Below are 24053 nucleotides of genomic sequence, written 5' to 3'. Positions count from 1 at the left end.
TATGTCATAGTGAAATCTAGGAACGCTGGAAATTTTATTTTTTTGGCATTAAATGATTCTTGCTGATGATGAGTAATTAAACTAGTTGCATAACTCCAAAGCAAAGCTATGGTGATTTACTGCCTAGTGATACTATTTTTAGCTTTTCTTTAGAACGAGCTTGTCACCTGAATTGCTAATTATTTTATAACTCCTGAGTTTGTTAAGCGCTGCGACACCTCCAGATGCAACAGAGATAGCTATCGCGCTCATAGCTGTTCCAGCACCTAAGATCCCGACGGCAGCTCCTCCTGTTAATGCGGCGATACCTTTTGCGCTTGCTTGAGTTGCCGGTTCTGGTACGGGGTAAAGAATCGCAACTACAGCAACTCCTATGGCTCCGATTGCAATAACCCATGCAACCTTACCAGTTGCTTTAATTTTTATTACTTTATCTCTTAAGCTGCCTTCTATCTCAATGGTATCTTGATCTTCGTTAAGAGCTTTTCCTAAATCTTTTTCATTATTAATAGCCATTATTGTATCCTTCCTTATTAATTAACAATCAGAACATGAATGTTGAAATATCGAGGAGATATATGACTCCATCACGAGCTTATCCGTTTCATCAAGCAACGCTACCGCCCCTGAATTTCAGCCTCCAGCTTGCTGCTTTTACCTGCGATTTGGCACTGACTTGGTTCATGGCTGACTCCTGCGAGAGGTTGCCAAGCGGCTATGTTACCGAACGGGGCTGGGGTGAAAAGCGCAAGCGGGTGGTTTTCTGAGCAAGATCAATAAATTAATAAATAACGGGTGGCGATATAACCGCTCAACAGTGTTGGCCATCAGAGCTGGGGAAAATCGAACGGTGAAACGGCAGTGTCGCCTTTTGTTGGCGGGCATTAAAAAACCCTATGGACCCAAAGGCCCATAGGGTTTGTCTGCGGTGATTGTTTGGGTAGTAGTTATCTCGCTTGGCGTACCGGCACGGCGCGGGTGGTGGCCACTTCGTAGCGGCTTTGGCTTGCCGGAGCCCCTTTCTGGAACTGGCGTACCAGCCGGTCGAGATCGCTTAACTGGTTGACCAGCTGGGTGATGCCGTGCACGGCGTGCTGGCTGCCGACGCTGGAGTCATCGGCCAGGGTCTTGATGCTGAGCACGTTGCGGTTGATCTCGGCGGTGACGTGGGACTGCTCCTGTACCGCCTGGGCAATCTGGCTGCTGCCGGAGGCGACCTGCTGCAACATATTGTTGATCTGCTGGAGTATGGTGCCGGTCGCGGTGGCCTTCTGCTGGCAACTGTCGGCAAGTTGGCAACCCTTCTCCATCGCCTGCTCAGCCTCGCCAGAGCTGTTTTGCAGCTCGGTGATCATCTTCTGGATTTCGCTGGTCGAGGATTGGGTCTTGATGGCGAGGGTGCGGATCTCGTCGGCTACTACCGAGAAGCCGCGACCCGCTTCGCCAGCCCGGGCCGCTTCGATGGCGGCGTTGAGGGCCAGCAGGTTGGTCTGGTTGGCGATGTTGTTGATCACATCGAGGATGCCGTCGATATCGCGGCAGTGGCCGACCAGCGCACTGATCACGCTCTTGGAGGTGATAAGTTCGCTGTTCATACCCGCCACGGCAGCCACGGTTTCGGCCACGCTACTGTTGCCGCTCTTGAACAGCACAGCCGTTTCATCCAGCAGGCTGGAGGAGTCAGTCGAGCTTTGTGACACCTCGCGAATGGATTCCGACATTTCGGTCACGGCGGTCGCTACCTGATTGGTTTCGGCCTGCTGCTGTTGCAGGTTGTCGGTGATGGATTCGGCGTTGCGCAGATCCCCTTCGGCGGCCTGCAGGATCTTGCTGCAAGTCTGCTGGGTGCGGGCCAGCACGGCGTTGAACTCGGCCTGATTCATCACCATCGAGAGTTCGATGGCGGCGATGTTGTCCACCTTGTTGGTGTAGAGCAGCTGCATCAGCGGGTTGTCAAAGCGGCTGCGGGCCATCTTGTTGAGCTTGCCGAGGCGGCGGGAGAGGGCATTCAGGGTGATGGCCGCTATCGCCAGCGGCAGGGCGACCAGCGCCAGTTGCCAGTTCATGTCGTGGTTGTAGCCCAGCGCAAACATGGCGAGCAGGCTTAGCAGCAGACAGAGGTTGATGGTCAGGGTATGGGAGAAGGTGGGCAACTTGAGCGCCAGCGGCAGCTTGTTGTTGCGAAGGTCGGCATAGACCTTCTCGGCCCGCTGTTTGATCTCCTCGCTCGGGGCGGTGCGTACCGACTGATACTCCACCACCCGGCCACTGGCATCCTTGATGGGGGTGACAAAGGCGCTGACCCAGTAGTGATCGCCACTCTTGCAGCGGTTTTTCACCGGCCCCATCCAGCTCTTGCCTTCGCGGATATGGTTCCACAGATCGGCAAAGGCCTGTTTCGGCATGTCAGGATGGCGCACCAGATTGTGGTGTTCCCCCACCAACTCGTCGAGCGAGAAGCCTGCTATCTCGCAGAACTCCTCGTTGGCGTAGGTGATGCGGCTCTCCAGATCCGTGGTGGAAATCAGGCTCTGGTGGTCTGGATAGAGACGTTCTCTTTGGGTAACCGGTTGATTGATTCTCATGGCCTTGCTCCCGAGCTGTGATGGTTAAATTTTGATCTGCATCAAGACGTGTGCAAGGGGCGGGCCAGCTGGCAAAAGCTAATGATTGATGTGTTATTAGTGCCGTTTTGGCAGGAAAAGATCGTTGCTGTTTGCAATATGCAACGGATCTGACGGGGTGTGCCTCTGCGGCATCTGCAATTTGCAACCTATTCTGGGCAAGCCCATAAGCTGGGAGCCAGCAGCTTGATGCGAAGGAACCACGAACCGACGGGGCAGCTGCTGCCCCGCCAGAGATCAGGGGAGAGGGTCGGGAGCGGGTGAGGAGGGGGTGCTGACGAGCTGCATCACTTCAATCTGGATACCCTGCACCAGCACGGTTTTCAGATCCTGCAGGTACTCCTCCAGCGGTGACTCTTGCAGCAGCTGGGCAAGCTCGTTGCCCACCGGGGTGAGGCGGTAGTAGAGCAGGGTGATGTTGTTCTGCTTGCACTGCAGCCGCCAGCGCTGGTTGCCGAACTCCAGCTCGACCCCATCGGCGGGCAGCGGGCCTGACTCCAGCTCCGCGCGATGCAGCAGCCCGAGCTCGAACAGTTGCAGCAGGGCGTTGTAGGGCAGTCGGTATTTGCCAAGGCCGAGGCGCGTTGCCTTGGCGCGGCTCAGCAAACTGGCCCCTTTGTGCAGCCCCAGCAGCAGCCGCTGCTCGTCGCTGCCGGTATAGTGGCAGGTCAGCGAGCAGATGCGCTGGAACAGCTGGGCCTCGCGCTGGGTCATCTCTTTGAGGGTGGCGAGCGCCCGAATGGAGAAGCGGCCCGGCGTGGCGACTTCCAGCGCGAAGATCCGCCCCCACAGCTGCTGCATTGGCACCATGCTGATATCTTCCGCCAGTTGCAGAAAGCGGGTCAGCCAGTCGCTGTCCATCTCGCCGCCAGCCGCGGTCTCTTCGCAGTGGCGGGAGGCCATCACCATGATGGCTTCCAGATTGCGCTGGCGGGCGGCCTGATCTGCCAGATGGCGAAAGGTGGCGCGCTGTTCGAAGGTGCTGTCGGTATTGCGGGTGAGCATGCCGTCGATGCCGCGACTGCGGGCCAGACGCAGGGTCTGCTCCTGGCTGCTCAGGATCGAACTCTCTTTTTTCGGGGGGGGGAGGTCTGCCATGCTGACTCCATTCGCACAGGTTCTGGAGCTGAATGTTACTCCAACCGGGATGCCAAGATAACAAAGCGGCCTCCGTGGAGGCCGCTTTTTTTGCAACGGGACGATTACTCCTCGTAGACGCTCACCTCGACCGCTTCCATCGAATAGGAGGCGGTGGCCATCTCGTGGCTGGAGCTGACCGTGCGCATCTTGCCCTTTACCCAGATGGCATCCCACAGGTCATCCACCGGCGCACCCTTGGGGTAGCTCACATAGATCACCTGATTGGTGGGGGGCGGCGGCACATGGATGCAGGCGCCGAAGTAGGGCACCAGCAGGAAGGCGGTGATCTTCTTGGCATCCCCTTCCAGCGGCACCACGAAGCCCGGAATGCGCACATCCTGGTTGTCCAGCTTCTTGTTTACCCCGCCCACCGGTTGCGGCACCGACATGGGATCTTCGTGATTGACCTGGGGCGGTGGCAGCAGTTTTTCCCCTTCCGGGATAAGCACATCCCAGTCGATGGTCTTGTAATCGGCGGCCAGGGCGGGCAGCACCAGCAGGCTGGCGAGCAGCGCCACAATTTTCCACTTCATCATCTGTCCTTCTGTTTCTATTTTTGGGCGTCTCGCTAGACGCGAATGCTCATGCCATCGCTCAGGCTGTAGCGGTAAGCGCGGGCGGCAGGGAGCAGGCCGATCACCATGCCTGCCAGCCAGACTACCCCCAGCAATTGCCACTCGTAGGTGCTCGGCAGCCCCAGACTCAGTTGCAGGCCATAGTGGCTGAGCAGCCAGGGCGAGGCAAGCCCCTGCCCCAGATAGAGCACGGCGACCCCGAGAGCGATGCCGACCGTGGTCAGCGCCATGGCCTCCAGCGCCAGCAGCAAGAACAGGTGGGCGGGGCCGGCACCGAGGGATCGCAAGATGGCGAGCTCCCGGCGCCGCTCGTTAAGCCCCGCCAGCAGGGTAGTCAGCATGCCGATCAGGCCCGCGACTACCACGAAACCGGCGATGACCGAGAGAGCGGTTTCCGCCACGCTCATCAGGCTCCACAGCTCCTGCAGGGCGGCCCCCGGCAGGATCGCCATCAGCGGCTCTTTGGGATAGGTGTTGACGCTGCGCTGCAGCTGGAACGCCAGGATCCGGTTGCTCAAGCCAACCATAAAGGCGGTGATGGTTTTCGGGGTGAGATCCTGCGCCAGTGCCTGCTCCGGCGTCACGTTCTTGCTGTGGCGGCCGGTATCCCAACCAAGATGGATCGCCTCTATCCCCGCCAGCGGCACATGGATGGTGCGATCGATGGGCGTGCCGGTCGGCGCCAGAATACCCACCACCTTGAACGGCAGGTTGTCGTGCTGGCTGAACGAGGTGTTGCCAGCGCCGTGGGCGATGACGATGGATTGGTCGAGGTGATAGCCGAGCTTCTCGGCCACCTGAGCGCCGAGCACAGCTTCAAACGGCGTGTCGAATGGCCGCCCCTCGCGCAGTTGCAGCGACTGCTGCTGACCGTACTTCAGGTGGGTGAAGTAGTCGCCATTGGTGCCGAGCACCCGAAATCCCTTGTGGGAGTCACCAAGGGAGAGCGGGATGGTCCAGGCGACGCCCGGTTTCTGTTTGATGGCTTGATAAGAATCCCACCCCACGTTGTTGGTGGGGTTGCCGATGCGAAACACCGAGTAGAGCAGCAGGTTCACCTGGCCGGAGCGGGCGCCGACGATGAGATCGGTCCCCGAGACGGTGTTGGAGAAACTTTCGCGGGCCTGGGTGCGCACCCGCTCCACCCCGAGCAGCAGGGTGACGCTGATGGCGACGGCCAGCAGGGTGAGCCCGGCGGTGAGTCGGCGGGCCCAGAGACTTTGCAGGGCGAGCTTTAGCATGATGCCCTCCGGTTGAGCTGTTGCAGGTTTTCGACCCGCGGGAACAGGGGTTCGAGATAAGGGTCGTGACTGACGAAGATCAGGGTCGAGCCCTGCTTGTCGCACTCCTCGAACAACAGCTTGATAAAGGCGGCCCGGTTGTCGGTGTCGAGTGCCGAGGTGGGCTCGTCAGCGATCACCAGTGGCGGCGAGCCGATCAGCGCCCGCGCGGCGGCAACCCGCTGCTGCTGGCCGATGCTGAGGGCATGGACGGGGCGATGCAGCGCGTCGTCCGGCAGTTGCAGCTCCGCCAGCAGACGGCGCGCCTCCTGCTCCGGACTCCCTTGCAGGCGGGCCCGTTTGGCGGGCGAGAAGGTGAGGGCAGCAGTCACGTTGTCCTGCACCGAGAGAAAGGGCAGCAGATTGAACTGCTGGAAGATATAACCCAGATTGGCCGCCCGGAAGTGGTCACGGGCACGGCCAGAGAGCCGGGCCAATGGTTGGCCCAGCACCTCCAGGGTGCCGTGGTTGGCGGTCTGGATCCCGGCCAGCAACCCGAGCAGGGTCGACTTGCCAGAGCCCGACGGGCCCTTGATAAAGACCCGCTCACCCTCGCGGATGGTGAGGGCGGGCAGATCGAGTACAGTGTCGCCACCTGGCCAGGCAAAGGCCAGATCGCGGATCTCAACCACGGCTTTTTTCATGGCGTTACCAGCTCAGCTTGTTGGCGGACGGGGTCAGCTCGCCTGCGGTCTGGCCAGTGGGCAGGATCCCCTGCACGCTCAGCTTCTCAAGGCTCGGATAGACGCTGAACAGGGTCGCCTCGAGGCCGGTCAGTTTGGCCGGCGTGGCGCAAGTGTAGGTGTACATGGCGCCCATATCGGCGTGACCCGCTTCGTCATGATCATGGTGGTCTTCATGTTTGTCGCTGGCAGCCTTGTCATGGTCATGGTCATGGTCATGGTCGTGATCATGATCTTCTTTGGCAGCTTGCAGCTCCTGCTGGGTCAGTTTGCAGCCTGCGGCCGGGTCGAAGCGGAACAGGGCGTCAGGCTGCTGGAGGCGGGCAACCGCCTTGGCATACTGCGCCTTCTCTTCATCGCTCTTGGCGGCGTGCTCGAAGCCTACCAGATCGGCGGCAGGGGCTTGCAGCTCGATCATCAGCTGGTTGCCATCGACCACCAGATTGAGGTGGCCGTGGCCATGCTCGTGGGCGCCGTGGCTGTGGCTCTCGTGTTCGTCGTGATTCGCGTGTGCGCCAAAGGCCGCTGCGGCCAGCAACAGAGTAACTGCTTTCATCTTTAATCCTTTTTCAAAACAAATAGTGAACTTAAACAAAGGGATAGAGAAAAGCAGAGGCGGGCGGCGCACGGATGGCATAGCTGTGAAGCGTGGCGGTATCCGCCGAGCGCTGCATGATTGCAACTGCGGGCAGAACAGAGGTCGAACTGGGGAAACAATAGGGGGTAGCGGTGATGACCTGTTTGCCATCCAGATGGAGGGCGCAGACCAGGCAGTGATGGTCGTCGTGGCCGGGCAGGACGGATTCAAACTGGTGCCGGGCAAGGGCAGGCTGCAGCCATAACCAGCCCAGCAGCAAGATCCAGATTTTCAGCTTGATACGACCCATAGACCCTTATGGAAAGGGCGCCATCAGCGCCCTTTCTCTCTGACTTAGAGATGGGACTTGATGAGCCCCATCACGGTAGCAATGTTGTTGGCATCGAGCTGGCCATCTTTGGCAAACAGCACCTTGCCCTCTTTATCCAGCAGGATGATCGCCGAGCTTTCCGGCGTCAGATCCCAGGCGTTGCGCGCCATGCCCTTGGCATCCAGCACCATGGCGGACCAGGGGAACTCTTTCTTGCTGTCCTCGGCACTGCTCTTCACAAAGCCGGAGGTGCCCCAGATGGCGTCATTGCTGTTGATGACGGTAACGGTCTGGTACTTGTCTTGCGGCAACTTGGCGGCCTTGATCGCCTCGATCATCGGGGCGTTCAGCTCCTTGGCACTGGAGCGACCGGCAATATGCTGGATCAGGAACACCTTGCCGGTGAGCGAGGTGCTCTGCCACGGCTGGTAGCCGATATCCTTGCCGTTCAGTACCAGCTCACCCTTGTCGCTGACATTGACCAGCGGAACCGGGTTGCCATCCTTGAAGTTGTGAGCAAAGACCAGAGATGGCAGCAGCGCCAAAGTAAGTACGAGATGTTTCATCCTGATGACACTCCATTTGTTATGTTATAACGAGTTTCGGATTGAGGGAATGGGCGAGCTTCATCCTAAACTGATCGGATCTGTTTAAAAAGTGTTAAATAAGATCGCAATTCAGAAGCGTCGGCGCCCCGCCAGTCAGGTGGTTGGCTGGCAAGGGCGGCTAGGATGGCATGACATCGATAAAAATCAATGAATTGGCGGCTGGTCTGAGCTGTCTGCGTCAGTAGAGCGACTCGCTGATGAGGGGGATCTTGGCCATGGTCATCTGCTGGGCCAGCAGGGACGAGCCGGTCAGCAGCACATGGCGCTGATTGTTGATCACCACCACATCACCGGGTACGCCACTGTCTGCCGTAATGGCCAGCCAGGCAGGGGAGACGCTGCCGATGCTGATATCCGGATAGATGATGCTGAGCACATATTGCGGGGCCAGCTCCGCCAGCAGACTGGCCATCAGCAGCGCCTTCTCGTCGCTGTCGGCCTTGTTATCTTGCAGTGCCTGTAGCGGCGGCGCGAAGTGATCCAGCTGCTCCGGCTGGGTGGGGATGGCGTTCAGCCACTCCTGCAGCAGGCTGACGCTGGTGGCGAGATCCTTGGCCGCAAACTGCTGCGCCAGCGGCTTGAGGTGCCCTTTGAAGTGGTAGAAGAGCTGGGAGTAATCGGGTCGCACGCAAGGCAGCTTGCGATTGGCCGGATGGACGCAGGGGATCACCCTCATCTGGTAGAAGGCATCCTCCTGATACTGCTGGTAGGCTTGCCAGAACAGCAGCGACTCCATGCTGTCGTCCCGCAGGGTGAAGGCCTGCTCCAGATTGCGAAACTTGGTAGCGGTCTCGGGGCTGCTCTGATTGATCAGGTTGATGCTGTTGTAGAGCCGTGGGCTGATATAGGCGTAAAGGGTCTCCAGCGGATTGGTGAGAGAGGCCTTCAGCAGGCTCATCTCGTGGCGACTGGCGGCCATCACCTGATCGTCGGTGGTCAGCTGGAAGTGCTTGCGCTGGCCATCGGTGGATTGCCACTGCCAGCTCATGTTGATCTCGCTGGCGTTGCTTGTGGCGCCAAGGGTGGTGTAGAGAGTGAGGCTGAGCAACAGCGCGGGGGTCAGCTTCATGGTGGTGCTTCCTGCTGTGGACGATAATTAACAACTAGGTGAGCCGGCACCACTTTGGTGATGTTTCGTTTTGTGATCTGGATAACAGATTGATGTGACTTTTAATTTAATTGTGAAATTAAGTCACTCTGGAGGGGTTATGAAGCCTTGGATCATAGTGCTGTTTGGGCTGCTCAGCCTGCCAGCCATGGCGGGTCAGGTGATCGTCAACAAGGGGATGTCCGTTGCGGATACCTTTGCTCTGCGTGACCAGCTGGCGCGCGAACACGAATGGCAGGAGTGGCTGCGCTACCAGCAGGCCATCAAGTGGCTGGAGGTGTTGCCGGTCAACTGCGAGCTGATGAGCCAGCCGGGCGGCGGCTATCGCTGTGGCGGTGATTACTATCGTCCCTACCAGAAAGATGGCCGTGAAATATACATTCAGGGCAATCCTGCCGAAGATGCGGCCGGTCTGCTGCCGCAAACACCGACAAAAAAGGCGCCATAAGGCGCCTTTTTTACAAACCGAGTGATGCTTACTTGGCAGCGTAACGCTCGGCAGAGGTTTTGATCTCGGCTTCGGCAGCGGCCTTGTCGCCCCAACCTTCCACCTTGACCCATTTGCCCGCTTCCAGCTCTTTGTAGCGCTCGAAGAAGTGCTGGATCTGGGCTTTCAGCAGTTCCGGCAGATCGTTCACATCCTGGATGTGGTCGTACTGCTTGGTCAGCTTGGAGTGCGGCACGGCAACGATCTTGGCATCTTCGCCAGATTCGTCGGTCATCTTCAGTACGCCAACCGGGCGGCAGCGAATGACGGAGCCGGCCAGCAGCGGGTAGGGGGTCGGAACCAGTACGTCGACAGGGTCACCATCCAGAGAGAGGGTCGCGTTCACGTAGCCGTAGTTGCACGGATAGAACATCGGGGTAGACATGAAGCGATCGACGAAAATAGCACCGCTGTCCTTGTCGACTTCGTATTTGATCGGGTCGGCATTCTGCGGGATTTCGATGATGACATAGATATCGTCGGGCAGGCTCTTGCCGGCCGGTACCAGGTTCAGGCTCATGATATTTCCTTCGTTGTTAGTATCAGGATTGCAGGCCGATATTATAGCGATGTGATGTTAAATGACCATATTTCAGCTGATATCGCAGCCAAAGAAGGGTGATGTTGCCGGTTTGCGGCGCGTTGATGTGTGCAGGATGCAACAAAACAGCTGTTTTGATGCCTTGCCGGTGACCTTGGTCACCGGCAAGGGATGCTGAGTGGCAAGTGCAGAGAGTCAGAGCGAGTAGGGGAGTCTCGACTCGTTGACCAGTCGCGACAGGGCTGTTACGACATGAGAGTCAAACTGGGTACCGGAGCGGGACTGGATATACTCCATGGTCTGCGCCAGCGTCCAGGGCTCCTTGTAGGGGCGCTTGCTGAGCAGGGCATCGAATACATCGACCACCGCCACTATCCTCGCCGACAGCGGGATCTGCTGGCCAGCCAGCTGCAGCGGATAGCCCTTGCCATCGAAGTGCTCGTGGTGGCCCCGGGCGATTTCGGCGCCGAGAGAGAGGTAACTGGTTCCCTCCACCATTTCGCCCGCCTTGTGCAGGATATTGGCGCCGATGCCGGCGTGCTGCTCCATGATGGCCCGCTCTTCCGGGTCGAAACGGCCGGGCTTGTGCAGGATATGGTCCGGGGTGCCCACCTTGCCCACATCGTGCAGGATGGAAGCCATACCGATCATTTCGACAAACTCCGGAGTCAGTTGCTCCGGGTAGACCGCCATCTGCTTCAATTCGGCCACGATGGCATCCGAGAGCTTCTGCACCCGCAAGACATGCTCGCCGGTATCGGAATCACGAAACTCCGCCAGCGCCGCCAGCGCCACCACGGTGGCCTCCTGGGCACGAAGCAGCTGGTTGTAGAGATAGAGATTGTCGTAGGCCGCCGAGATGCGCTGGCAGAAGACATCCAGCAGGTCGCACTCGAGAGGATCCAGAGGCTGGGTCGGGGTGAAGCTCAACACGAACTCGCGGCCATTCTGGGCTGCAATATAGAGAGAGTCCTGCGGGTGTTCAAAGCGGTTGCAGCGCTCGTTTAACGCCTTCATGACCGACTCTTTCAGGGCAGAAAATTCATCAAGGCTCTTCTCCTCCAGCAGCGCCTCGTAGTCTCCGGTTGCCGCCAGGATCTCAAGCCCATGTTCGCCTGGACGGCGTTCGGCACAGATGGCCCCTTCGGTGCCCACATCGAGAATGGCGCTGATCTGTTTGAGCACGCCGGAAGCAAACTCCTTGAGTGAATGGAGATGGTAGAGATCGCCCGCGCCCTCCAGAATTTTGCCGAGTCCCTGTCGGCTCTTGTCGATGGCGCTGAGGGTTTCGTAGGAGCGAAGGGAGGCGATGACGGTGGTGAAGAGTTTTTGTACCGTCAACTCGGTCTTGGTCTTGTAGTCGTTGATGTCGTAATCGAGGATCACCCTTTGTTCCGGTGCCTGACCGGGTTGGCCGGTACGCAGCACGATCCGCACCAGCGAGTTGCGCATCTCGTTGCGGATCCGGTGCACCAGCCGCAAACCGGCATCTTCGGTCTCCATCACCACATCGAGCAGGATCAGGGCAATCCTGGGATTGGCCTCCAGCATGGTGGCGGCTTCAGCACCGCTGTAGGCGTTGAGCAGCTCGAGCGGGCGAGATTTGTACTGAATATTGGAGAGGGCAAGCCGGGTGGCGTGATGAATATCCGGCTCATCATCCACGATCAGCACTTGCCAGGGATTGAGTGCCTTGGGGACCACGACCTCTTCATCATCGAGTTCGATGATGTCGTCATCCAGCCAGATATCGTCCTTGTCTTGGGCACTGCTCATATCGGTTACGCCTCCGGCGCTCAATGAGTATGTGAAGAGTATGCACGATCACCTCTGTCAGGATCATCAGGATAAGCAGATATCGTGAGCTGGCACCGCCTCTTTCATCTTTACTCGAAAGGCTCAAGATAACTCTGGATCGATTTTTTCAACCAGGCCAATACTTTGCCGTGATAGGCATTTTCTGCCAGATAGACGCCATAGTCTCGCCACTGCAGGCTGAACTTGTGCTTCAGGGTCAGCAGGGTGCCTTGTCGCAGCTGGCTCTGGATAAGTGGCGAGGGGAGCACCGCCCAGCCTAGCCCATCGAGGACCGCGTTACGCATCAACTCGAAGCTGGAGAGACCTATATGCTGGCCTCCCACAGGTAGCAGGCTTTTTACAGAAAATTCATCTACATACGAGAGAGTTACCTGGGTGTGATCGGTCAGATCCTGCTGTTTGACCCGCTTCAGCCCGGCCAGCGGATGGCTGGGCGCCACCACCATCAGGGTGCGGATCGGGTTGAGCAGATCGATGTTGAGGCCGCTGCGCTCCTGATCCTCGGTAATAAGGCCAAATGCGGCATCGACGAACCCCTCTTCAACCAGCGCTGGCAGTTCAGGCGGAGAGGCAAGCACCAGAGAGATACTGGTGCCGGGAAACTGGTTGTGCAGGCTGGCCAGCATCTCGCGCCACACTTGCTCGGGGATGGCGTCATCGCGGGCAACCCGCAGCGCCACTTCGGCACCCGAGGCGTAATGTTTGCACTTCTGCTGCAAGCTGTTGGCCGCCTGTAGCAGGCGAGTGCAATCATCAAGTACCAGCTCGCCGATCTCGGTCAGGCGACTCTGATTGGCTCCTCGTTCGAAAAGTTCGACGCCAAGCTCAACTTCCAGTGCTGCGATGGAGGTGCTGACAGCGCTGCGGCTTTTGCCGAGACGACGGGCGGTGTTGGCTATAGAGCCGCTATTGGCTGACTCTACAAAGAGTTCTATCTGATATAGCTTCATGTTTTACAGACCATGGCGGAGTTTTTCACCATCACCTTAGCGTGCCGAACCAAGGCAAGGCAAACCTGTGGCGTCGGAATAATCGACGCTGAGCGATTGTCGCGAGTTGCTTCTCCCCGTTTACCATCTCTCCCGTCGAAGCAACAAAGGCATCCTATATGTTATTAAGTCGTATGTTTCTGGCCCGGCTGTTTTTGACCGGCGCCATCTTGACCGAGGTCGCCGGCACCTCCAGCATGACCATGATCCCCGAGCAGGGGGCTGGCTGGATGAATTACATCCCGATGTGGCTGTTGATCGGTTTCTCGTACTGGTTGCTGGCAAAAGCCGCCAAAACAATCTCCATTGGTATTGCGTTTGCGCTCTGGGAGGGGCTCGGGATCACCTTGATCACCATAGTGTCGGTTATGTTCCTTGGTTACGATGTGACCGTTCAGGAGCTGATTGGCCTGGCTCTCGCGATAGTGGGGATTGTTATGGTGACCATGGGGGAGACCCATGATGAGCCTGCAACCGGGTCAGTTGAAACGGAGGTCACAGCATGAGTCCGTTTGTGATTGTACTGGGGGCAGCACTGATCGATATCGGCGCCAACATGGCCATCAACCGCTCCAAAGGCTTTCGTTACAAGGGGTGGGGCTTCCTGGGGATCATGCTGGTACTCGGCGCCTTTACCCTGCTCTCGGAAGCGGTAAGTGGCGGCCAGATTGACCTGGCTGTTGCCTACGCCACCTGGGGGGCTATCGGCATCGTCGGTACGGCGCTGGGCGGTTTGCTCTTCTTCGGTGAGCGGCTCAAGCCCATCGGCTGGGCTGGCATGATGGTGATGGCGCTGGCTGTCGTTATGCTGACTACCGCCTGATAACCTGAAGCAATAAGAAAAGCCGCCCGGTCGCAACCGGGCGGCTTTTGTTTGGCTGATTGCTTGGTCGATGCAGGCTCAGCGCGGCGCTTCGTAGAGCTCCAGCGGCAGACCGTCCGGGTCGGCGAAGAAGGTAAAGCGCTTGCCGGTCAGTTCATCCACCCGCACTGGCTCAACATCGACTCGATGGGCATGCAGATGGGCGATGACGCGGTCAAGGTCGCTGACCCGAAAGGCGAGATGGCGCAGGCCGCACGCCTCGGGGTGGGAGGGGCGCTCGGAAGGCGAGGGGAAGCTGAACAGCTCCAGCTGGCTGCCGTCCGGCAGGGCCAGATCCAGTTTCCACGACTGGCGCGCCTCGCGCAGGGTCTCGGCGATGATGGGCAGCCCCAGTACCTCGTGATAGAAGTGGCGCGATCGCTGGTAATCGCTGGCGATAATGGCAATGTGGTGAATAGCCTCAAACAACGGCTGGCTCATGATGACTCCTTGTAAGCAGGCTGGGGAGAGGGGCCGCCCGTGCAGCCCCTCTCGCGATGTCAGTTGAAGAATCCACCGAACCACTCATCCAGGGCACTGCGTGGCGTCGTACTGCCGGCACAGCTGGTCGGGGAGCCCATAGTCGAGGTCTTGGCCGGTACCTGCAGGCTGCCCGGGCAGTCGCTGGTGACGCGGGTGCCGCTGGCACGGGAGAAGTTGGCCCAGGTGATCCCCTCCGGGATCTGCAGGCTCAGGCTGTTGACGCCTCGCTGGCTCATGTAGCCGCTAAAGAGCTGCAGGGCACCGCTGGCACCGGTCAAGCCCGCCGGGGTGTTGTCGTCGCGACCGACCCAGATACTGACCAGTTCGTTGTTGTCCATCCCGGCAAACCAGGAGTCGCGCAGCTCGTTGGTGGTGCCGGTCTTGGCCGCCATGGTGGCGCCGGGGAACTTGGCACTGAGGGCGCGGGCTGTGCCCTGACTCACCGTCTTGGTCATGGCGAACAGGGTCAGCCAGCTTGCTTGCTGGTCGGTGACCCGCTTGGCGGTCTGATCATGCTGATAGAGCAGGCTGCCATCCCCGTTCACCACGGCGCGAATGGCCGACAGCGGCTGGGTCAGTCCCTGATTGGCGATGGGCAGATACATCTGGTTCACTTCCAGCGGGGAGAGGGCAACCGCCCCCAGCACCAGCGACGGGTAGGGCTGGATCTCCTGCTGAACTCCCAGCTTGTGCAGGGTGTCGACAACCTTCTCCAGCCCCACTTGCAGCCCCAGATTGACGGTCGGCACGTTGAGGGAGCTGGCCAATGCATCCATCAGCGGCACGCTCTGGCGGAACTTGCGATCGTAGTTTTGCGGCGTCCAGACCTGACCATCCTGACCGCGAATGCGGATCGGCTGATCTTTGAGCGGGGTCGCGAGCGTCAGGCCGTTTGAGAGACCGGTGAGGTAGACCGCCGGTTTCACCAGCGAGCCGATCTGGCGGCGGGCATCCAGCGCCCGGTTGAACCCGGCGTAGCGGGGATCGCGGCCACCCACCAGCGCCACCACTTCGCCCTTATGCCAGTCGGAGACCACCATGGCCGCCTCCAGCTTCTTCTTGCCGCGCAGTTTCTCGATATCGGCGAGGCCCGATTCGACCGCCCGCTCGGCCGCGTGCTGGGCGATGGGGTCGAGGCTGGTGAAGATCTTGAGGCCGGACTGCTTGAGCAGATCGGCGCCGAAGCGGCTCTGGATCTCTCGCTTGAGCAGTCCCATAAAGGCCGGGGTGCGACCATAGCTCATCTGGCCACGGGCGATGATGCCGAGGGGTTGGCGGCTGGCCAGCTCATATTCGGCCTGGGTCAGGCTGCCGTGATCCATCAGCAGCTTCAGTACCAGATCCCGGCGAGTCTTGGCCCGCTCCGGGAAGCGCCATGGGTCGTAATAGGAGGGGCCTTTCACCAGACCGACCAGCAGGGCCACCTGATCGATATCCAGCTCGTTGACCGGAATGCCGAAGTAGAAGTAGGAGGCGAGGCCAAAACCATAGACCCCTTGCGAGAAGTTTTGCCCCAGATAGACCTCGTTGAGGTAGGACTCCAGGATCTCGTCCTTGCTGTAGCGATAGTCGATCAGCACAGCCATATAGGCTTCCTGCAGTTTTCGCCACAGGCTGCGCTCACGGGTCAGGAAGAAGTTCTTGGCCAACTGCTGGGTCAGAGTACTGCCCCCCTGCACGGTACGACCCGCGATCAGGTTGGCGAACATGGCGCGCATGATGGCCACCGGCGAGACGCCGCCATGCTGGTAGAAGTCGCGATCTTCGGTGGTGAGCAGGGTCACCAGCAGGCTGTCGGGCACCTCGGCGATGCGTACCAGCAGGCGATCTTCCCGATCCTCGGTATTGAGGCGATCGAGCAGCACCGGGTCCATTTGGGCGTAACCGAGCTGGCGCTGGTTCTCCAACGACTGGATCCCCTCAAGGCGCGGGCCGTTGAAGGTGAGGCGCAGGCCACGGGCACCGTCGGCGCCATCATAGAACTCGAACGGACGGCGAATCAGCTCGATGCGGTTGCCGTTGATGGTGTATTCACCCGGCGTGTGAGGCTGGCGCACCTGCTTGTAGCTCAGCATATTGAGCTCGCGCAGCATCTGGTCCCGCGACAGGCGCTGGCTGGGATAGAGCTCCAGCGGGCGGCTGTAGACCATAACCGGCAGCTGCCACTTCTCGCCATCGAAGCGCTCGCGCACCTTGGTATCGAGGTAGATGCCAAACACCACCATAAAGGCCGCCACCACCAGGGAGAGCTTGAAGCCAAGCCAGAACAGCTTGCGCCAGATGGTGCGTTTGGGCGCTGCCTTCTTGGGGGCACGCTTGCGTCGTTGGGTTGCCATAAATCCTCTTTGCTTTCCTTTCTACTTGTTATGTCGCATTCGCGAACGTTCGAGCGGGATTAACCCGCCGAACCTAGATGCCCATCTTCTTTTTGGTGACCTTGGTCGGCATCGCTTCCAGCGGATTATCCGGCCAGTAGTGGCGGGGATAGCGCCCCTTCATCTCTTTCTTCACCTGCTCGTAGGAGCCAGCCCAGAAGGCGGCCAGGTCGGCGGTGATCTGCAGTGGTCGCTGGGCGGGGGAGAGCAGCTCTACCACCAGCGGCACCCTGCCATCTGCCACGCAGGGGGTCGAACCTTGACCGAACATCTCCTGAATGCGCACCGGGATTACCGGTGCCTGCCCGGGCTGATAGCGGATCCGCACCCGGCTGCCGGTGGGCGCTGCAAAGTGGCTCGGCAGCGCCTCGTCCAGCCGCTTGGGCTGCGGCCAGGGCAGGGATTGGCGCAGGATGTCGCCGAGGTTGAGCTTTTTCAACTGCTCAAGCCGGGTCATGCCGCTCACCGCTGGCAGCAGCCACTGTTCGAGGGTGGCCAGCAGGCTGTCGTCATCCATGGCTGGCCACCCCTCATCGGGCAGCCAGTCGCGGGCACAGCGTAGACGGGCCAGCAGCCCTTCGCTGCTCTCGTCCCACGGCAGCACATGCAGCCCCTTGCGGCGAATGCCTTGCAGCAGGCAGCGCCCTTTCTGCTCGTCAGAGAGTTCGGTCAGCGGTCGCTGGCTCAGCACCAGCTCGCCGATCACCTGCTGGCGTTCGGCGCGCACCCGCTCTTCACGTTCATCCCAGTCGAACCACTGCCGTTCGCTCACCAGTTCCGGCAGCAGGCGTACCAGCTCGTCCAGATCGACCGGTTCGGCGATAAAGATGCGGCTGCCGCGATCGTTCTGCCCCATCTCAATGGCGATGAGGGCGGCTTGTCCCTGACAGGGATGACCTTCTACCAGATCGCAGCTCACCCCACCACTGAGTTGATAGCGACTGCCGCTACGCAGTTTGCCGATGCGATCCGGCCAGGCGAGGGCACAGATCAGCCCCAGCCACTGACCCTGTGCATTGGCAGGGCGCACGCCAAGCCGTTCAAACCAGCGGAGCGCCCCCTGACGCAGAGCGTTTTGACGGCGGTGGAACAGCACAGAGAGGCGCTCCGATCCTCGCAGATCTTCTTCCTGCAACGCCACCAGATAAGCGGCATCGGCGACAATCCCTGTCAGACCTTCAGCTTCCAGCTCGCGGGCGCGCAGCAGCATGCGGGCGAGCCGAGGGTGGGTACCGAAGGCCGCCATGGCGCGGCCAGCGGCAGTGAGTTGTTGCTCACCCTCCGGCTTCATGGCGCCAAGATCCACCAGCAGCCGCTGGGCGCTGGCCACCGCAGCGGCGGGGGGCATGTCCAGCAGCGGCAGATCTTCCACCTTTGCCCCCCACTGGGCGGCATCCAGCAGCAGGCCGGTCAGCTCCTGAGTGAGGATATCTGGCGGGCTCTGCTCGGCGAGCCGCTCCTGCACCTCGCTGCTCCAGAGCCGGTAGCAGACGCCGGGGCCGAGACGACCGGCGCGGCCTGCCCGCTGGATGGCGGAGGCTTTGGCGATGGGGCGGGTCTCCAGTCGGGTGACACCGCTTTTCAGATCATAGGAAGCCCGTCGTTCCAGCCCGCTGTCGATCACCACCGAAATCCCTTCGATGGTGAGGGAGGTCTCCGCCACATTGGTGGTGAGCACCAGCTTACGGCGGCCGGCAGGCGCTGGTTCGATGGCTGCCTGCTGGGCCGCCATATCGAGGCGGCCGTAGAGGGGGGCGAGGGTCACGTCGTCCGGCAGTTTGTCTGCCAACCATTGCGCCAACCGCTCGATCTCACCCTGTCCCGGCAGAAAGACCAGCAGGCTGCCGCGGTGGGCGGCCAGCGCTTCGAGTACCACGGCGCCGACCTGCGGATCCAGCCACTGCTGGCGATTGGCGGGGCGGTAGTGGTAATCGATAGGGAAGCCACGCCCCTCGGAGCGAACCACAGGGGCATCCGGCAGCAAGGTCTCGAGTGCCATGCCATCCAGGGTAGCGGACATCACCAGGAGCTTGAGATCATCGCGCAATCCCTGTTGGCTCTCGATGGCGAAAGCCAGCGCGGTATCGGCGTGCAGGCTGCGTTCGTGGAACTCATCGAAGATGACCAGCGAGACGCCAGTCAGCTCAGGGTCCTGCTGCAACATCCGGGTCAGCACCCCTTCGGTGACGATCTCGAGCCGGGTCGCTGAGCTGGTGCGGCTCTCGCCGCGTACCCGCAGGCCGATGCGCTTGCCCACCTTCTCCCCCAGCTGACGGGCCAGAAAAGTGGCGATATTGCGCGCAGCCAGGCGCCTTGGTTCCAGCATGATGATGCGGCCGGGCAGCCGGTTCTGACGCACCAGCTCCAGCGGCAGCAGGGTCGATTTGCCTGCGCCTGGGGGCGCCTGCAGGATCACGCTGGTGTGGCTGTCGAGGGCGGCAAAGAGTTCGGGCAATACCGAAACGATGGGGAGCTGGGACAAAGCGATGAGCACCTTTTGTAGCAACCGGTAAAACGGCGCCTATTCTGCCACAGCCACCCGCGCCACCGTGAGTGGATGTGCGCAGATGGCTACTCGTGCGGGAGGCTGGCGAGACATGGCCGAATGGCTGCCATAGAATGGGTCCATCCAATGAGCGTGAAAAAGGCATTATCACCACATGGCCAAACTCTTCTTTGCCCTGCCCGTCAAGGAGCTCGCCCCCGAGCTCATCGCCTGGCGCGATCAGCTGCCCTGGCCCGGTCAGCCGGTGCCGCAAGCCAACCTCCACCTGACCCTGGCATTTCTGGGTGAGGCTGACGAGTTGACCACCCGCCGCCTGATCGCCGCCGTGGAGCGTCAGCACTGTCCGCCGCTCTCCATCAGGCTGGATGAGACCGGCTGGTTCAGCCGGGCCAAGGCCGCCTGGATTGGCCCGAAGGAGTGGCCCAACGAGCTGACCGTGCTGGCGAAGGCGCTGCGCCGCCACGGTGAGAAGTTGCGTCTTGGCAATGGCGAGCAGGGTTATCGCCCCCATGTCACCCTGTCGCGCAAGGCGGTCGAGGCCCCTGCCATCCTGCCTGCCCCAAATTTTCTGCTGCAGGCCGATGAGTTCTGCCTCTATCAATCCATCTCGACTCCGGACGGGGTGCGCTACGAGCCGCTTGCCTGCTGGCCGCTGCAGGCCCGGGTAAAAGAAGACGCGCGGAGGGCTAACCCGTGATCTTTGATCCCCCCTTGCAATCGGGCCAGCTGGTGGCCCGCTACAAGCGCTTTCTGACCGATGTGCAACTCGATAACGGCGAGGTCATCACTATTCACTGCGCCAATACCGGTGCCATGACCGGTTGTGCCGATCCGGGCACCCGGGTCTGGTACTCCACCTCCGACAACCCCAAGCGCAAGCTGCCCAACAGCTGGGAGATCGCCGAGAGCACGGCGGGCCACTTTATCTGCGTCAACACGGCGCGCGCCAACCAGATTGCCCGGGAGCTGATCGAGCAGGAGGCCATCGCTCCGCTGGCGGGGTACAGCCGGTTGCGCACCGAGGTGAAGTATGGCGAAGAGAACAGTCGCATCGATCTCTTGCTGGAAGATGACGAAAAGGGCAATTGTTACGTCGAGGTAAAATCGGTCACCCTGCTCGACGAGCGGGAGGAGGCTGGCATGGGCTACTTCCCCGATGCGGTCACTGCCCGTGGAGCAAAGCATTTGCGCGAGTTGATGGCGATGAAAGCGGCGGGCCACAGGGCCGTGCTGCTCTTTATGGTGCTGCACTCCGGAATAAGCCGGATGCGCCCTGCAACCCATATAGATCCGCACTATAGTCTGCTAATTGAGCAGGCAATCGCGGCGGGGGTTGAAATTTTATGCTATCGGCCCCATGTTGGGGTGCAAGGCATGGTGGCTCAAGGGTTTATCCCGTTTGAATCTGGTCACCTGTTACCCGAGGGGAGTGCATAAATATTGGAGTGGGTAACATTATTGGTACGGCTTGTTTGCTTACCCGTTACCCTTCTGCTATAGATGTCGCCCTCAATTTATGGATGGCACGGGTAGCGTGCTGAATTAGGAGACAGGGCATGCCAACAGGCGAAAACAGGAAATCTCTGGGCCCCCTGGCCATTGCGGGTGTCGCGCCTTACCAGGAAAAGCCGGGTGAGGAGTACATGAATGACCAACAAAAGGCGCATTTTCGCAAGATCCTGGGTGCCTGGCGCAACCAACTGATGCAGGAAGTTGATCGTACCGTCGACCATATGAAAGACGAGGCTGCCAACTTCCCGGATCCCGTAGATCGTGCCGCGCAAGAAGAAGAGTTCGCTCTTGAACTGCGTACCCGCGACCGTGAACGCAAGCTGATCAAGAAGATCGAGAAGACCTTGCAGCTGCTTGAAGACGATGATTTCGGTTACTGCGAACACTGCGGTATCGAGATCGGTATCCGTCGTCTGGAAGCCCGTCCGACTGCCGACCTCTGTGTCGATTGCAAGACGCTGGCCGAGATCAAGGAAAAACAGATGGCCGGTTGATCCCGACCCTCTGGTATATGAAAAAGGGAGCTCGCGGGCTCCCTTTTTTATTGAGCTTTTGGCGGTCGCGCCCCAGAATGCAGCCTCAATGAATCGCTTACCCGAACAGTCATGCTAGTGAATTCCCCGTCCTCACCCCTTGCGCGCCCCTATGTCGGCCGCTTTGCCCCCTCACCCTCAGGCCCGCTTCATTTCGGTTCGCTGATCGCCGCCCTCGGCAGCTTTTTGCAGGCCAGAGCGCAGCAGGGACGTTGGTTGGTACGCATCGAAAATATCGATCCGCCGCGGGAAATGGCAGGGGCAGCGCACCTGATCCTCAAGACTCTTGAGGCATATGGCCTCGAGTGGGATGGGGAGGTGATGTTCCAGAGCGCGCGCCACGGCCGTTATGACGAGATCATCGACCAGCTCTATCGGGCGGGGGACCTCTACTGGTGCCGTTGCACCCGGCGCGAAATCATGGCCGCGGGCGGTCTCTACAGCGGCCACTGCCGCACGCTGGGACTTGCGGCCGAAGGTTGCGCCGCCCGGCTGCGCCAGCACCATCCGGTCTACCACTTCGATGATCGCTTGCAGGGCCATATCGCGGTGCCGGCGGCGCTCGCCGAGGAGGATTTCATTATCCGCCGCCGCGACGGGCTCTACGCCTACAACCTGGCGGTGGTGGTGGATGACATGGACAGCGGCATCACCGAGATAGTGCGCGGCGCCGACCTGCTGGAGCCGACGGTGCGTCAGATTGCCCTCTACCAGACCCTGGGGGCAGCGGTGCCGGACTGGGTGCATCTGCCGCTGGTGGTGCTGGCAGATGGCAACAAGCTCTCCAAGCAGAACCATGCGCCGGCCCTGGCGCTCGATGAGGTGCGACCGGCCCTGTGGCAGGCGCTGCACTTCCTCGGCCAGTGCCCGCCGCCGGAGCTGATGGCAAGCCGGATCGACGAGATCATCGGCTGGGGCATCGCCCACTGGCAGCTGGCCCGGGTGCCCGCCAGCGAGAAGATTCCGTTGGTTGCCGGCTAAATCTGGCAGCCAAAGCCAAAAGCAAGGTGAGAAGGTGAAGCGCTGCGCGAGTCGGCTTGAGCGGATCGGGCGCAGGCTTTCGAGAGCAGGCAAGAGAGAACATCGGACGCTGCGCCGCGGATCCGGTTAGGTATAAGGTGGAATTGGGTCATTTCCCGAAAAACCATAAATTAAATTTATAGTGACGGGGTTGGTGCCATAGCCGCCTTGTTGCCGTGCCGACAGGCGCTAAAAGGGCAATGGCCGGTTTGATGGCAGTGAATGACCGCTATTTTTTTCCGGCAACGCCGATTCAAACGGGATCAATTACCGTCACGGTTTTTCATTTGGTTAGGCGTGAGCTATCGGAATAGACCGCTATTTTTTCCGGCAACACCGATTCAAACGGGATCAATTGCCGTCACGGTTTTTCATTTGGTCAGGTGTGAGCTATCGGAATAGACCGCTATTTTTTCCGGCAACGCCGATTCAAACGGGATCAATTGCCGTCACGGTTTTTCATTTGGTTAGGCGTGAGCTATGATAGGCCGCTATTTTTTGGCCTCCCGTCAATTTAGAAGTCATGAAGAGGTGTACCATTTTTTCCCAGATCGCAAACTTTTGCCGCAAGGTGCTCGGCAAGGAAGACGGCGAGCAGTCGGTGGAATCCCCCATTCCAGCCCGTGTCGCCGGTCAACGTCGTACCTTAAGCCGTGATCAGCACCCTATTTCGCGCAAAGAGATCAGCGAGAATGCACTCAAGGTGCTCTATCGCCTGAACAAAGGGGGCTATGAGGCCTACCTGGTCGGCGGCGGAGTCCGGGATCTGCTGCTCGGGAAGACGCCCAAGGATTTCGACATCGCAACCGATGCGACGCCGGAGCAGATCAAGGCGCTGTTCAGCAACTGCCGCCTGATTGGCCGTCGTTTCCGCCTGGCCCACATTGTCTTTGGTCGTGACGTGATCGAAGTGGCCACCTTCCGGGGTCACCACCATCAGGTCAATACCAGCAAACATGTGTCGGCCCAGTCTGATGAAGGCATGCTGCTGCGCGACAACGTCTACGGCACCATCGAAGAGGATGCCGAGCGCCGCGACTTTACCGTCAACGCCCTCTACTACAGCGCCAAAGATTTCACCCTGCACGATTTCGAGGGCGGGCTGGAAGATTTGGCCGAGCGGAAGCTTGAGCTGATCGGCGATCCCGAAACCCGTTATCGTGAAGATCCGGTGCGCATGCTGCGCGCCGTGCGCTTTGCCGCCAAGCTGGATATGACCATCAGCCCGCGAACCGCCGCCCCCATCAAGGAGCTGGCGCCACTGCTGCAAGACATCCCGGCTGCCCGCCTGTTTGAGGAGACCCTCAAGCTGTTCCTGGCTGGCGACGGTCTGGCGACCTACAAGCTGCTGCGCGAGTATGGTCTGTTCCAGCAGCTCTTCCCGCAAGTAGCTGCGCTGTTTACCCCGCACGGCAACTCGCCCTACGAGCAGTTTATCGAGCAGGCGCTGATCGATACCGATACCCGGGTTCGTGAAGATAAGCGCGTCACCCCCGCCTTCCTCTACGCCACCCTGCTGTGGGGCTGCGTCGAGGCCCGTGGTCGGGTGCTGGAGAACGAGAGCGGCCTGCCCTGGTATGACGCCTTCATGCTGGCGATCAACGAGGTGCTGGACAATCAGGTGCGGATCATCGCCGTTCCCCGCCGTTTCACCACCGATGTCCGCGACATCTGGGCACTACAACAGCGTCTGACCCGTCGTCAGGGCAAGCACCCCGAGCGCGCCATGGAGCATCCCAAGTTCCGCGCGGCGTTCGACTTCCTGTTGCTGCGCAACCGGGTCGAGCGCGGTCTCGGCGAGCTGGCCAGCTGGTGGGAGCGCTATGTTGCCTCCAATCCGGATGTGCGCCCGCAACTGCAGCGTGAAGCGACCCGTCGCCCGGCCAGCGGTGAGCGCGGTCGGGCCGGCGAAGCCCGTAGCCACGATGGCGAGAAGCGCAGCAGCAACAGCCGCAACCGCCGCCGCCCGCGCCGTCGTAAACCGAAAACGGCCGAGTGACC

Annotated in this window: 24 protein-coding genes; 8 read left to right on the top strand and 16 right to left on the bottom strand. The window is 60.1% G+C overall.

The window, feature by feature from the left end:
- Positions 1-138: 138 nt before the first annotated feature.
- From G5137_RS13705 to G5137_RS13660, 10 genes are all read right to left on the bottom strand, one after another.
- Positions 139-516 (bottom strand): hypothetical protein, encoded by a 378-nt coding sequence (locus G5137_RS13705; RefSeq protein ID WP_159144340.1) that lies wholly within the window; start codon positions 514-516, stop codon positions 139-141.
- A gap of 431 nt (positions 517-947) precedes the next feature.
- Positions 948-2585 carry a PAS domain-containing methyl-accepting chemotaxis protein gene (locus tag G5137_RS13700; RefSeq protein ID WP_421255543.1) on the bottom strand — a complete coding sequence of 546 codons (1638 nt, stop codon included), beginning with the start codon at positions 2583-2585 and terminating at the stop codon, positions 948-950.
- A gap of 276 nt (positions 2586-2861) precedes the next feature.
- The gene (locus G5137_RS13695) at positions 2862-3722 is read right to left on the bottom strand and encodes a TIGR03899 family protein (RefSeq protein WP_139410343.1); all 861 of its coding nucleotides are present in this window, start codon (positions 3720-3722) and stop codon (positions 2862-2864) included.
- A 104-nt stretch (positions 3723-3826) separates the two neighbouring features.
- Complete coding sequence (locus G5137_RS13690) at positions 3827-4300, bottom strand: DUF3299 domain-containing protein (protein WP_026034852.1); 474 nt, start codon at positions 4298-4300, stop codon at positions 3827-3829.
- Positions 4301-4332: 32 nt separating this feature from the next.
- Positions 4333-5580 carry an ABC transporter permease gene (locus tag G5137_RS13685; RefSeq protein WP_043821722.1) on the bottom strand — a complete coding sequence of 416 codons (1248 nt, stop codon included), beginning with the start codon at positions 5578-5580 and terminating at the stop codon, positions 4333-4335.
- Positions 5574-6263 (bottom strand): ABC transporter ATP-binding protein, encoded by a 690-nt coding sequence (locus tag G5137_RS13680; protein ID WP_201986254.1) that lies wholly within the window; start codon positions 6261-6263, stop codon positions 5574-5576. The genes G5137_RS13685 and G5137_RS13680 overlap by 7 nt, the downstream gene beginning before the upstream one ends.
- 4 nt (positions 6264-6267) lie before the next feature.
- Positions 6268-6858 carry a DUF2796 domain-containing protein gene (locus tag G5137_RS13675; RefSeq protein ID WP_421255542.1) on the bottom strand — a complete coding sequence of 197 codons (591 nt, stop codon included), beginning with the start codon at positions 6856-6858 and terminating at the stop codon, positions 6268-6270.
- A gap of 31 nt (positions 6859-6889) precedes the next feature.
- A complete protein-coding gene (locus G5137_RS13670; RefSeq protein WP_421255541.1) occupies positions 6890-7189 on the bottom strand; it encodes a hypothetical protein in 300 nt (99 codons plus the stop codon).
- A 44-nt stretch (positions 7190-7233) separates the two neighbouring features.
- Positions 7234-7776, bottom strand: a complete 543-nt coding sequence (locus G5137_RS13665; RefSeq protein WP_005343253.1) for a YtfJ family protein — start codon at positions 7774-7776, stop codon at positions 7234-7236.
- Between the two features lie 220 nt (positions 7777-7996).
- On the bottom strand, positions 7997-8887 hold the full coding sequence (locus tag G5137_RS13660) for a hypothetical protein (RefSeq protein ID WP_157161973.1): 891 nt from the start codon (positions 8885-8887) through the stop codon (positions 7997-7999).
- 139 nt (positions 8888-9026) lie between these two features.
- Between G5137_RS13660 and G5137_RS13655 the strand changes: the two genes are divergently transcribed.
- Entirely contained in the window at positions 9027-9374 is a 348-nt protein-coding gene (locus tag G5137_RS13655; protein WP_371178944.1) for a hypothetical protein, read from the top strand.
- A gap of 28 nt (positions 9375-9402) precedes the next feature.
- Here the strand turns inward: G5137_RS13655 and ppa are convergent, their stop codons facing one another.
- The 3 genes from ppa to G5137_RS13640 all read right to left on the bottom strand — a co-directional run bounded on the left by ppa (position 9403) and on the right by G5137_RS13640 (position 12722).
- The gene (gene ppa, locus G5137_RS13650; RefSeq protein ID WP_005335667.1) at positions 9403-9933 is read right to left on the bottom strand and encodes an inorganic diphosphatase; all 531 of its coding nucleotides are present in this window, start codon (positions 9931-9933) and stop codon (positions 9403-9405) included.
- Between the two features lie 216 nt (positions 9934-10149).
- On the bottom strand, positions 10150-11730 hold the full coding sequence (locus G5137_RS13645; protein ID WP_421223911.1) for a DUF3369 domain-containing protein: 1581 nt from the start codon (positions 11728-11730) through the stop codon (positions 10150-10152).
- A gap of 110 nt (positions 11731-11840) precedes the next feature.
- The gene (locus tag G5137_RS13640) at positions 11841-12722 is read right to left on the bottom strand and encodes a LysR family transcriptional regulator (protein ID WP_216979467.1); all 882 of its coding nucleotides are present in this window, start codon (positions 12720-12722) and stop codon (positions 11841-11843) included.
- Between the two features lie 158 nt (positions 12723-12880).
- On the opposite strand from G5137_RS13640, the gene G5137_RS13635 reads away from it, so the two are divergent.
- Positions 12881-13267: a DMT family transporter gene (locus G5137_RS13635; protein ID WP_421255540.1), complete on the top strand. Its 387-nt coding sequence runs from the start codon at positions 12881-12883 to the stop codon at positions 13265-13267.
- Positions 13264-13584, top strand: a complete 321-nt coding sequence (locus G5137_RS13630; RefSeq protein ID WP_005335659.1) for an SMR family transporter — start codon at positions 13264-13266, stop codon at positions 13582-13584. The genes G5137_RS13635 and G5137_RS13630 overlap by 4 nt, the downstream gene beginning before the upstream one ends.
- 78 nt (positions 13585-13662) lie before the next feature.
- Here G5137_RS13630 and G5137_RS13625 read toward each other — a convergent pair whose 3' ends face one another.
- The 3 genes from G5137_RS13625 to hrpB all read right to left on the bottom strand — a co-directional run bounded on the left by G5137_RS13625 (position 13663) and on the right by hrpB (position 18963).
- Positions 13663-14064, bottom strand: coding sequence for a VOC family protein (locus G5137_RS13625; RefSeq protein WP_181497083.1), 402 nt, complete (start codon positions 14062-14064; stop codon positions 13663-13665).
- A 59-nt stretch (positions 14065-14123) separates the two neighbouring features.
- Entirely contained in the window at positions 14124-16442 is a 2319-nt protein-coding gene (gene mrcB, locus G5137_RS13620) for a penicillin-binding protein 1B (protein WP_216979464.1), read from the bottom strand.
- Positions 16443-16515: 73 nt separating this feature from the next.
- On the bottom strand, positions 16516-18963 hold the full coding sequence (gene hrpB, locus G5137_RS13615) for an ATP-dependent helicase HrpB (protein WP_421255539.1): 2448 nt from the start codon (positions 18961-18963) through the stop codon (positions 16516-16518).
- A 178-nt stretch (positions 18964-19141) separates the two neighbouring features.
- On the opposite strand from hrpB, the gene thpR reads away from it, so the two are divergent.
- From thpR to pcnB, 5 genes are all read left to right on the top strand, one after another.
- The gene (gene thpR, locus G5137_RS13610) at positions 19142-19684 is read left to right on the top strand and encodes an RNA 2',3'-cyclic phosphodiesterase (RefSeq protein WP_201939158.1); all 543 of its coding nucleotides are present in this window, start codon (positions 19142-19144) and stop codon (positions 19682-19684) included.
- The gene (gene sfsA, locus G5137_RS13605) at positions 19681-20424 is read left to right on the top strand and encodes a DNA/RNA nuclease SfsA (RefSeq protein WP_421255538.1); all 744 of its coding nucleotides are present in this window, start codon (positions 19681-19683) and stop codon (positions 20422-20424) included. Before thpR ends, sfsA begins: the two co-directional genes overlap by 4 nt.
- Before the next feature lie 119 nt (positions 20425-20543).
- Positions 20544-20993: an RNA polymerase-binding protein DksA gene (gene dksA, locus G5137_RS13600; RefSeq protein WP_005335644.1), complete on the top strand. Its 450-nt coding sequence runs from the start codon at positions 20544-20546 to the stop codon at positions 20991-20993.
- Positions 20994-21104: 111 nt separating this feature from the next.
- Positions 21105-22013, top strand: a complete 909-nt coding sequence (gene gluQRS, locus G5137_RS13595; RefSeq protein WP_421255537.1) for a tRNA glutamyl-Q(34) synthetase GluQRS — start codon at positions 21105-21107, stop codon at positions 22011-22013.
- Positions 22014-22575: 562 nt separating this feature from the next.
- Complete coding sequence (gene pcnB / locus G5137_RS13590) at positions 22576-24051, top strand: polynucleotide adenylyltransferase PcnB (RefSeq protein ID WP_421255536.1); 1476 nt, start codon at positions 22576-22578, stop codon at positions 24049-24051.
- Positions 24052-24053: the final 2 nt, after the last annotated feature.

It is taken from the genome of Aeromonas sp. 600282 (assembly GCF_049175755.1).
Classification (GTDB): Bacteria; Pseudomonadota; Gammaproteobacteria; order Enterobacterales; family Aeromonadaceae; genus Aeromonas; species Aeromonas veronii_A.
Note: the sequence above shows the minus strand (reverse complement) of the source record. Positions and strands in the feature narration are given on the sequence as shown.

What these genes read in the sequence shown, in the direction of transcription:
- thpR (WP_201939158.1), top strand. Translation starts at nt 19,142, where the DNA reads ATGGCCAAACTCTTCTTTGCCCTGCCCGTCAAGGAGCTCGCCCCCGAG.
- G5137_RS13655 (WP_371178944.1), top strand. Translation starts at nt 9,027, where the DNA reads ATGAAGCCTTGGATCATAGTGCTGTTTGGGCTGCTCAGCCTGCCAGCC.
- dksA (WP_005335644.1), top strand. Translation starts at nt 20,544, where the DNA reads ATGCCAACAGGCGAAAACAGGAAATCTCTGGGCCCCCTGGCCATTGCG.
- G5137_RS13675 (WP_421255542.1), bottom strand. Translation starts at nt 6,858, where the DNA reads ATGAAAGCAGTTACTCTGTTGCTGGCCGCAGCGGCCTTTGGCGCACAC.
- G5137_RS13700 (WP_421255543.1), bottom strand. Translation starts at nt 2,585, where the DNA reads ATGAGAATCAATCAACCGGTTACCCAAAGAGAACGTCTCTATCCAGAC.
- G5137_RS13625 (WP_181497083.1), bottom strand. Translation starts at nt 14,064, where the DNA reads ATGAGCCAGCCGTTGTTTGAGGCTATTCACCACATTGCCATTATCGCC.
- G5137_RS13685 (WP_043821722.1), bottom strand. Translation starts at nt 5,580, where the DNA reads ATGCTAAAGCTCGCCCTGCAAAGTCTCTGGGCCCGCCGACTCACCGCC.
- G5137_RS13680 (WP_201986254.1), bottom strand. Translation starts at nt 6,263, where the DNA reads ATGAAAAAAGCCGTGGTTGAGATCCGCGATCTGGCCTTTGCCTGGCCA.
- G5137_RS13690 (WP_026034852.1), bottom strand. Translation starts at nt 4,300, where the DNA reads ATGATGAAGTGGAAAATTGTGGCGCTGCTCGCCAGCCTGCTGGTGCTG.
- gluQRS (WP_421255537.1), top strand. Translation starts at nt 21,105, where the DNA reads ATGCTAGTGAATTCCCCGTCCTCACCCCTTGCGCGCCCCTATGTCGGC.
- ppa (WP_005335667.1), bottom strand. Translation starts at nt 9,933, where the DNA reads ATGAGCCTGAACCTGGTACCGGCCGGCAAGAGCCTGCCCGACGATATC.
- mrcB (WP_216979464.1), bottom strand. Translation starts at nt 16,442, where the DNA reads ATGGCAACCCAACGACGCAAGCGTGCCCCCAAGAAGGCAGCGCCCAAA.
- G5137_RS13695 (WP_139410343.1), bottom strand. Translation starts at nt 3,722, where the DNA reads ATGGCAGACCTCCCCCCCCCGAAAAAAGAGAGTTCGATCCTGAGCAGC.
- G5137_RS13640 (WP_216979467.1), bottom strand. Translation starts at nt 12,722, where the DNA reads ATGAAGCTATATCAGATAGAACTCTTTGTAGAGTCAGCCAATAGCGGC.
- G5137_RS13635 (WP_421255540.1), top strand. Translation starts at nt 12,881, where the DNA reads ATGTTATTAAGTCGTATGTTTCTGGCCCGGCTGTTTTTGACCGGCGCC.
- G5137_RS13665 (WP_005343253.1), bottom strand. Translation starts at nt 7,776, where the DNA reads ATGAAACATCTCGTACTTACTTTGGCGCTGCTGCCATCTCTGGTCTTT.
- pcnB (WP_421255536.1), top strand. Translation starts at nt 22,576, where the DNA reads ATGAAGAGGTGTACCATTTTTTCCCAGATCGCAAACTTTTGCCGCAAG.
- G5137_RS13705 (WP_159144340.1), bottom strand. Translation starts at nt 516, where the DNA reads ATGGCTATTAATAATGAAAAAGATTTAGGAAAAGCTCTTAACGAAGAT.
- G5137_RS13660 (WP_157161973.1), bottom strand. Translation starts at nt 8,887, where the DNA reads ATGAAGCTGACCCCCGCGCTGTTGCTCAGCCTCACTCTCTACACCACC.
- G5137_RS13670 (WP_421255541.1), bottom strand. Translation starts at nt 7,189, where the DNA reads ATGGGTCGTATCAAGCTGAAAATCTGGATCTTGCTGCTGGGCTGGTTA.
- G5137_RS13645 (WP_421223911.1), bottom strand. Translation starts at nt 11,730, where the DNA reads ATGAGCAGTGCCCAAGACAAGGACGATATCTGGCTGGATGACGACATC.
- G5137_RS13630 (WP_005335659.1), top strand. Translation starts at nt 13,264, where the DNA reads ATGAGTCCGTTTGTGATTGTACTGGGGGCAGCACTGATCGATATCGGC.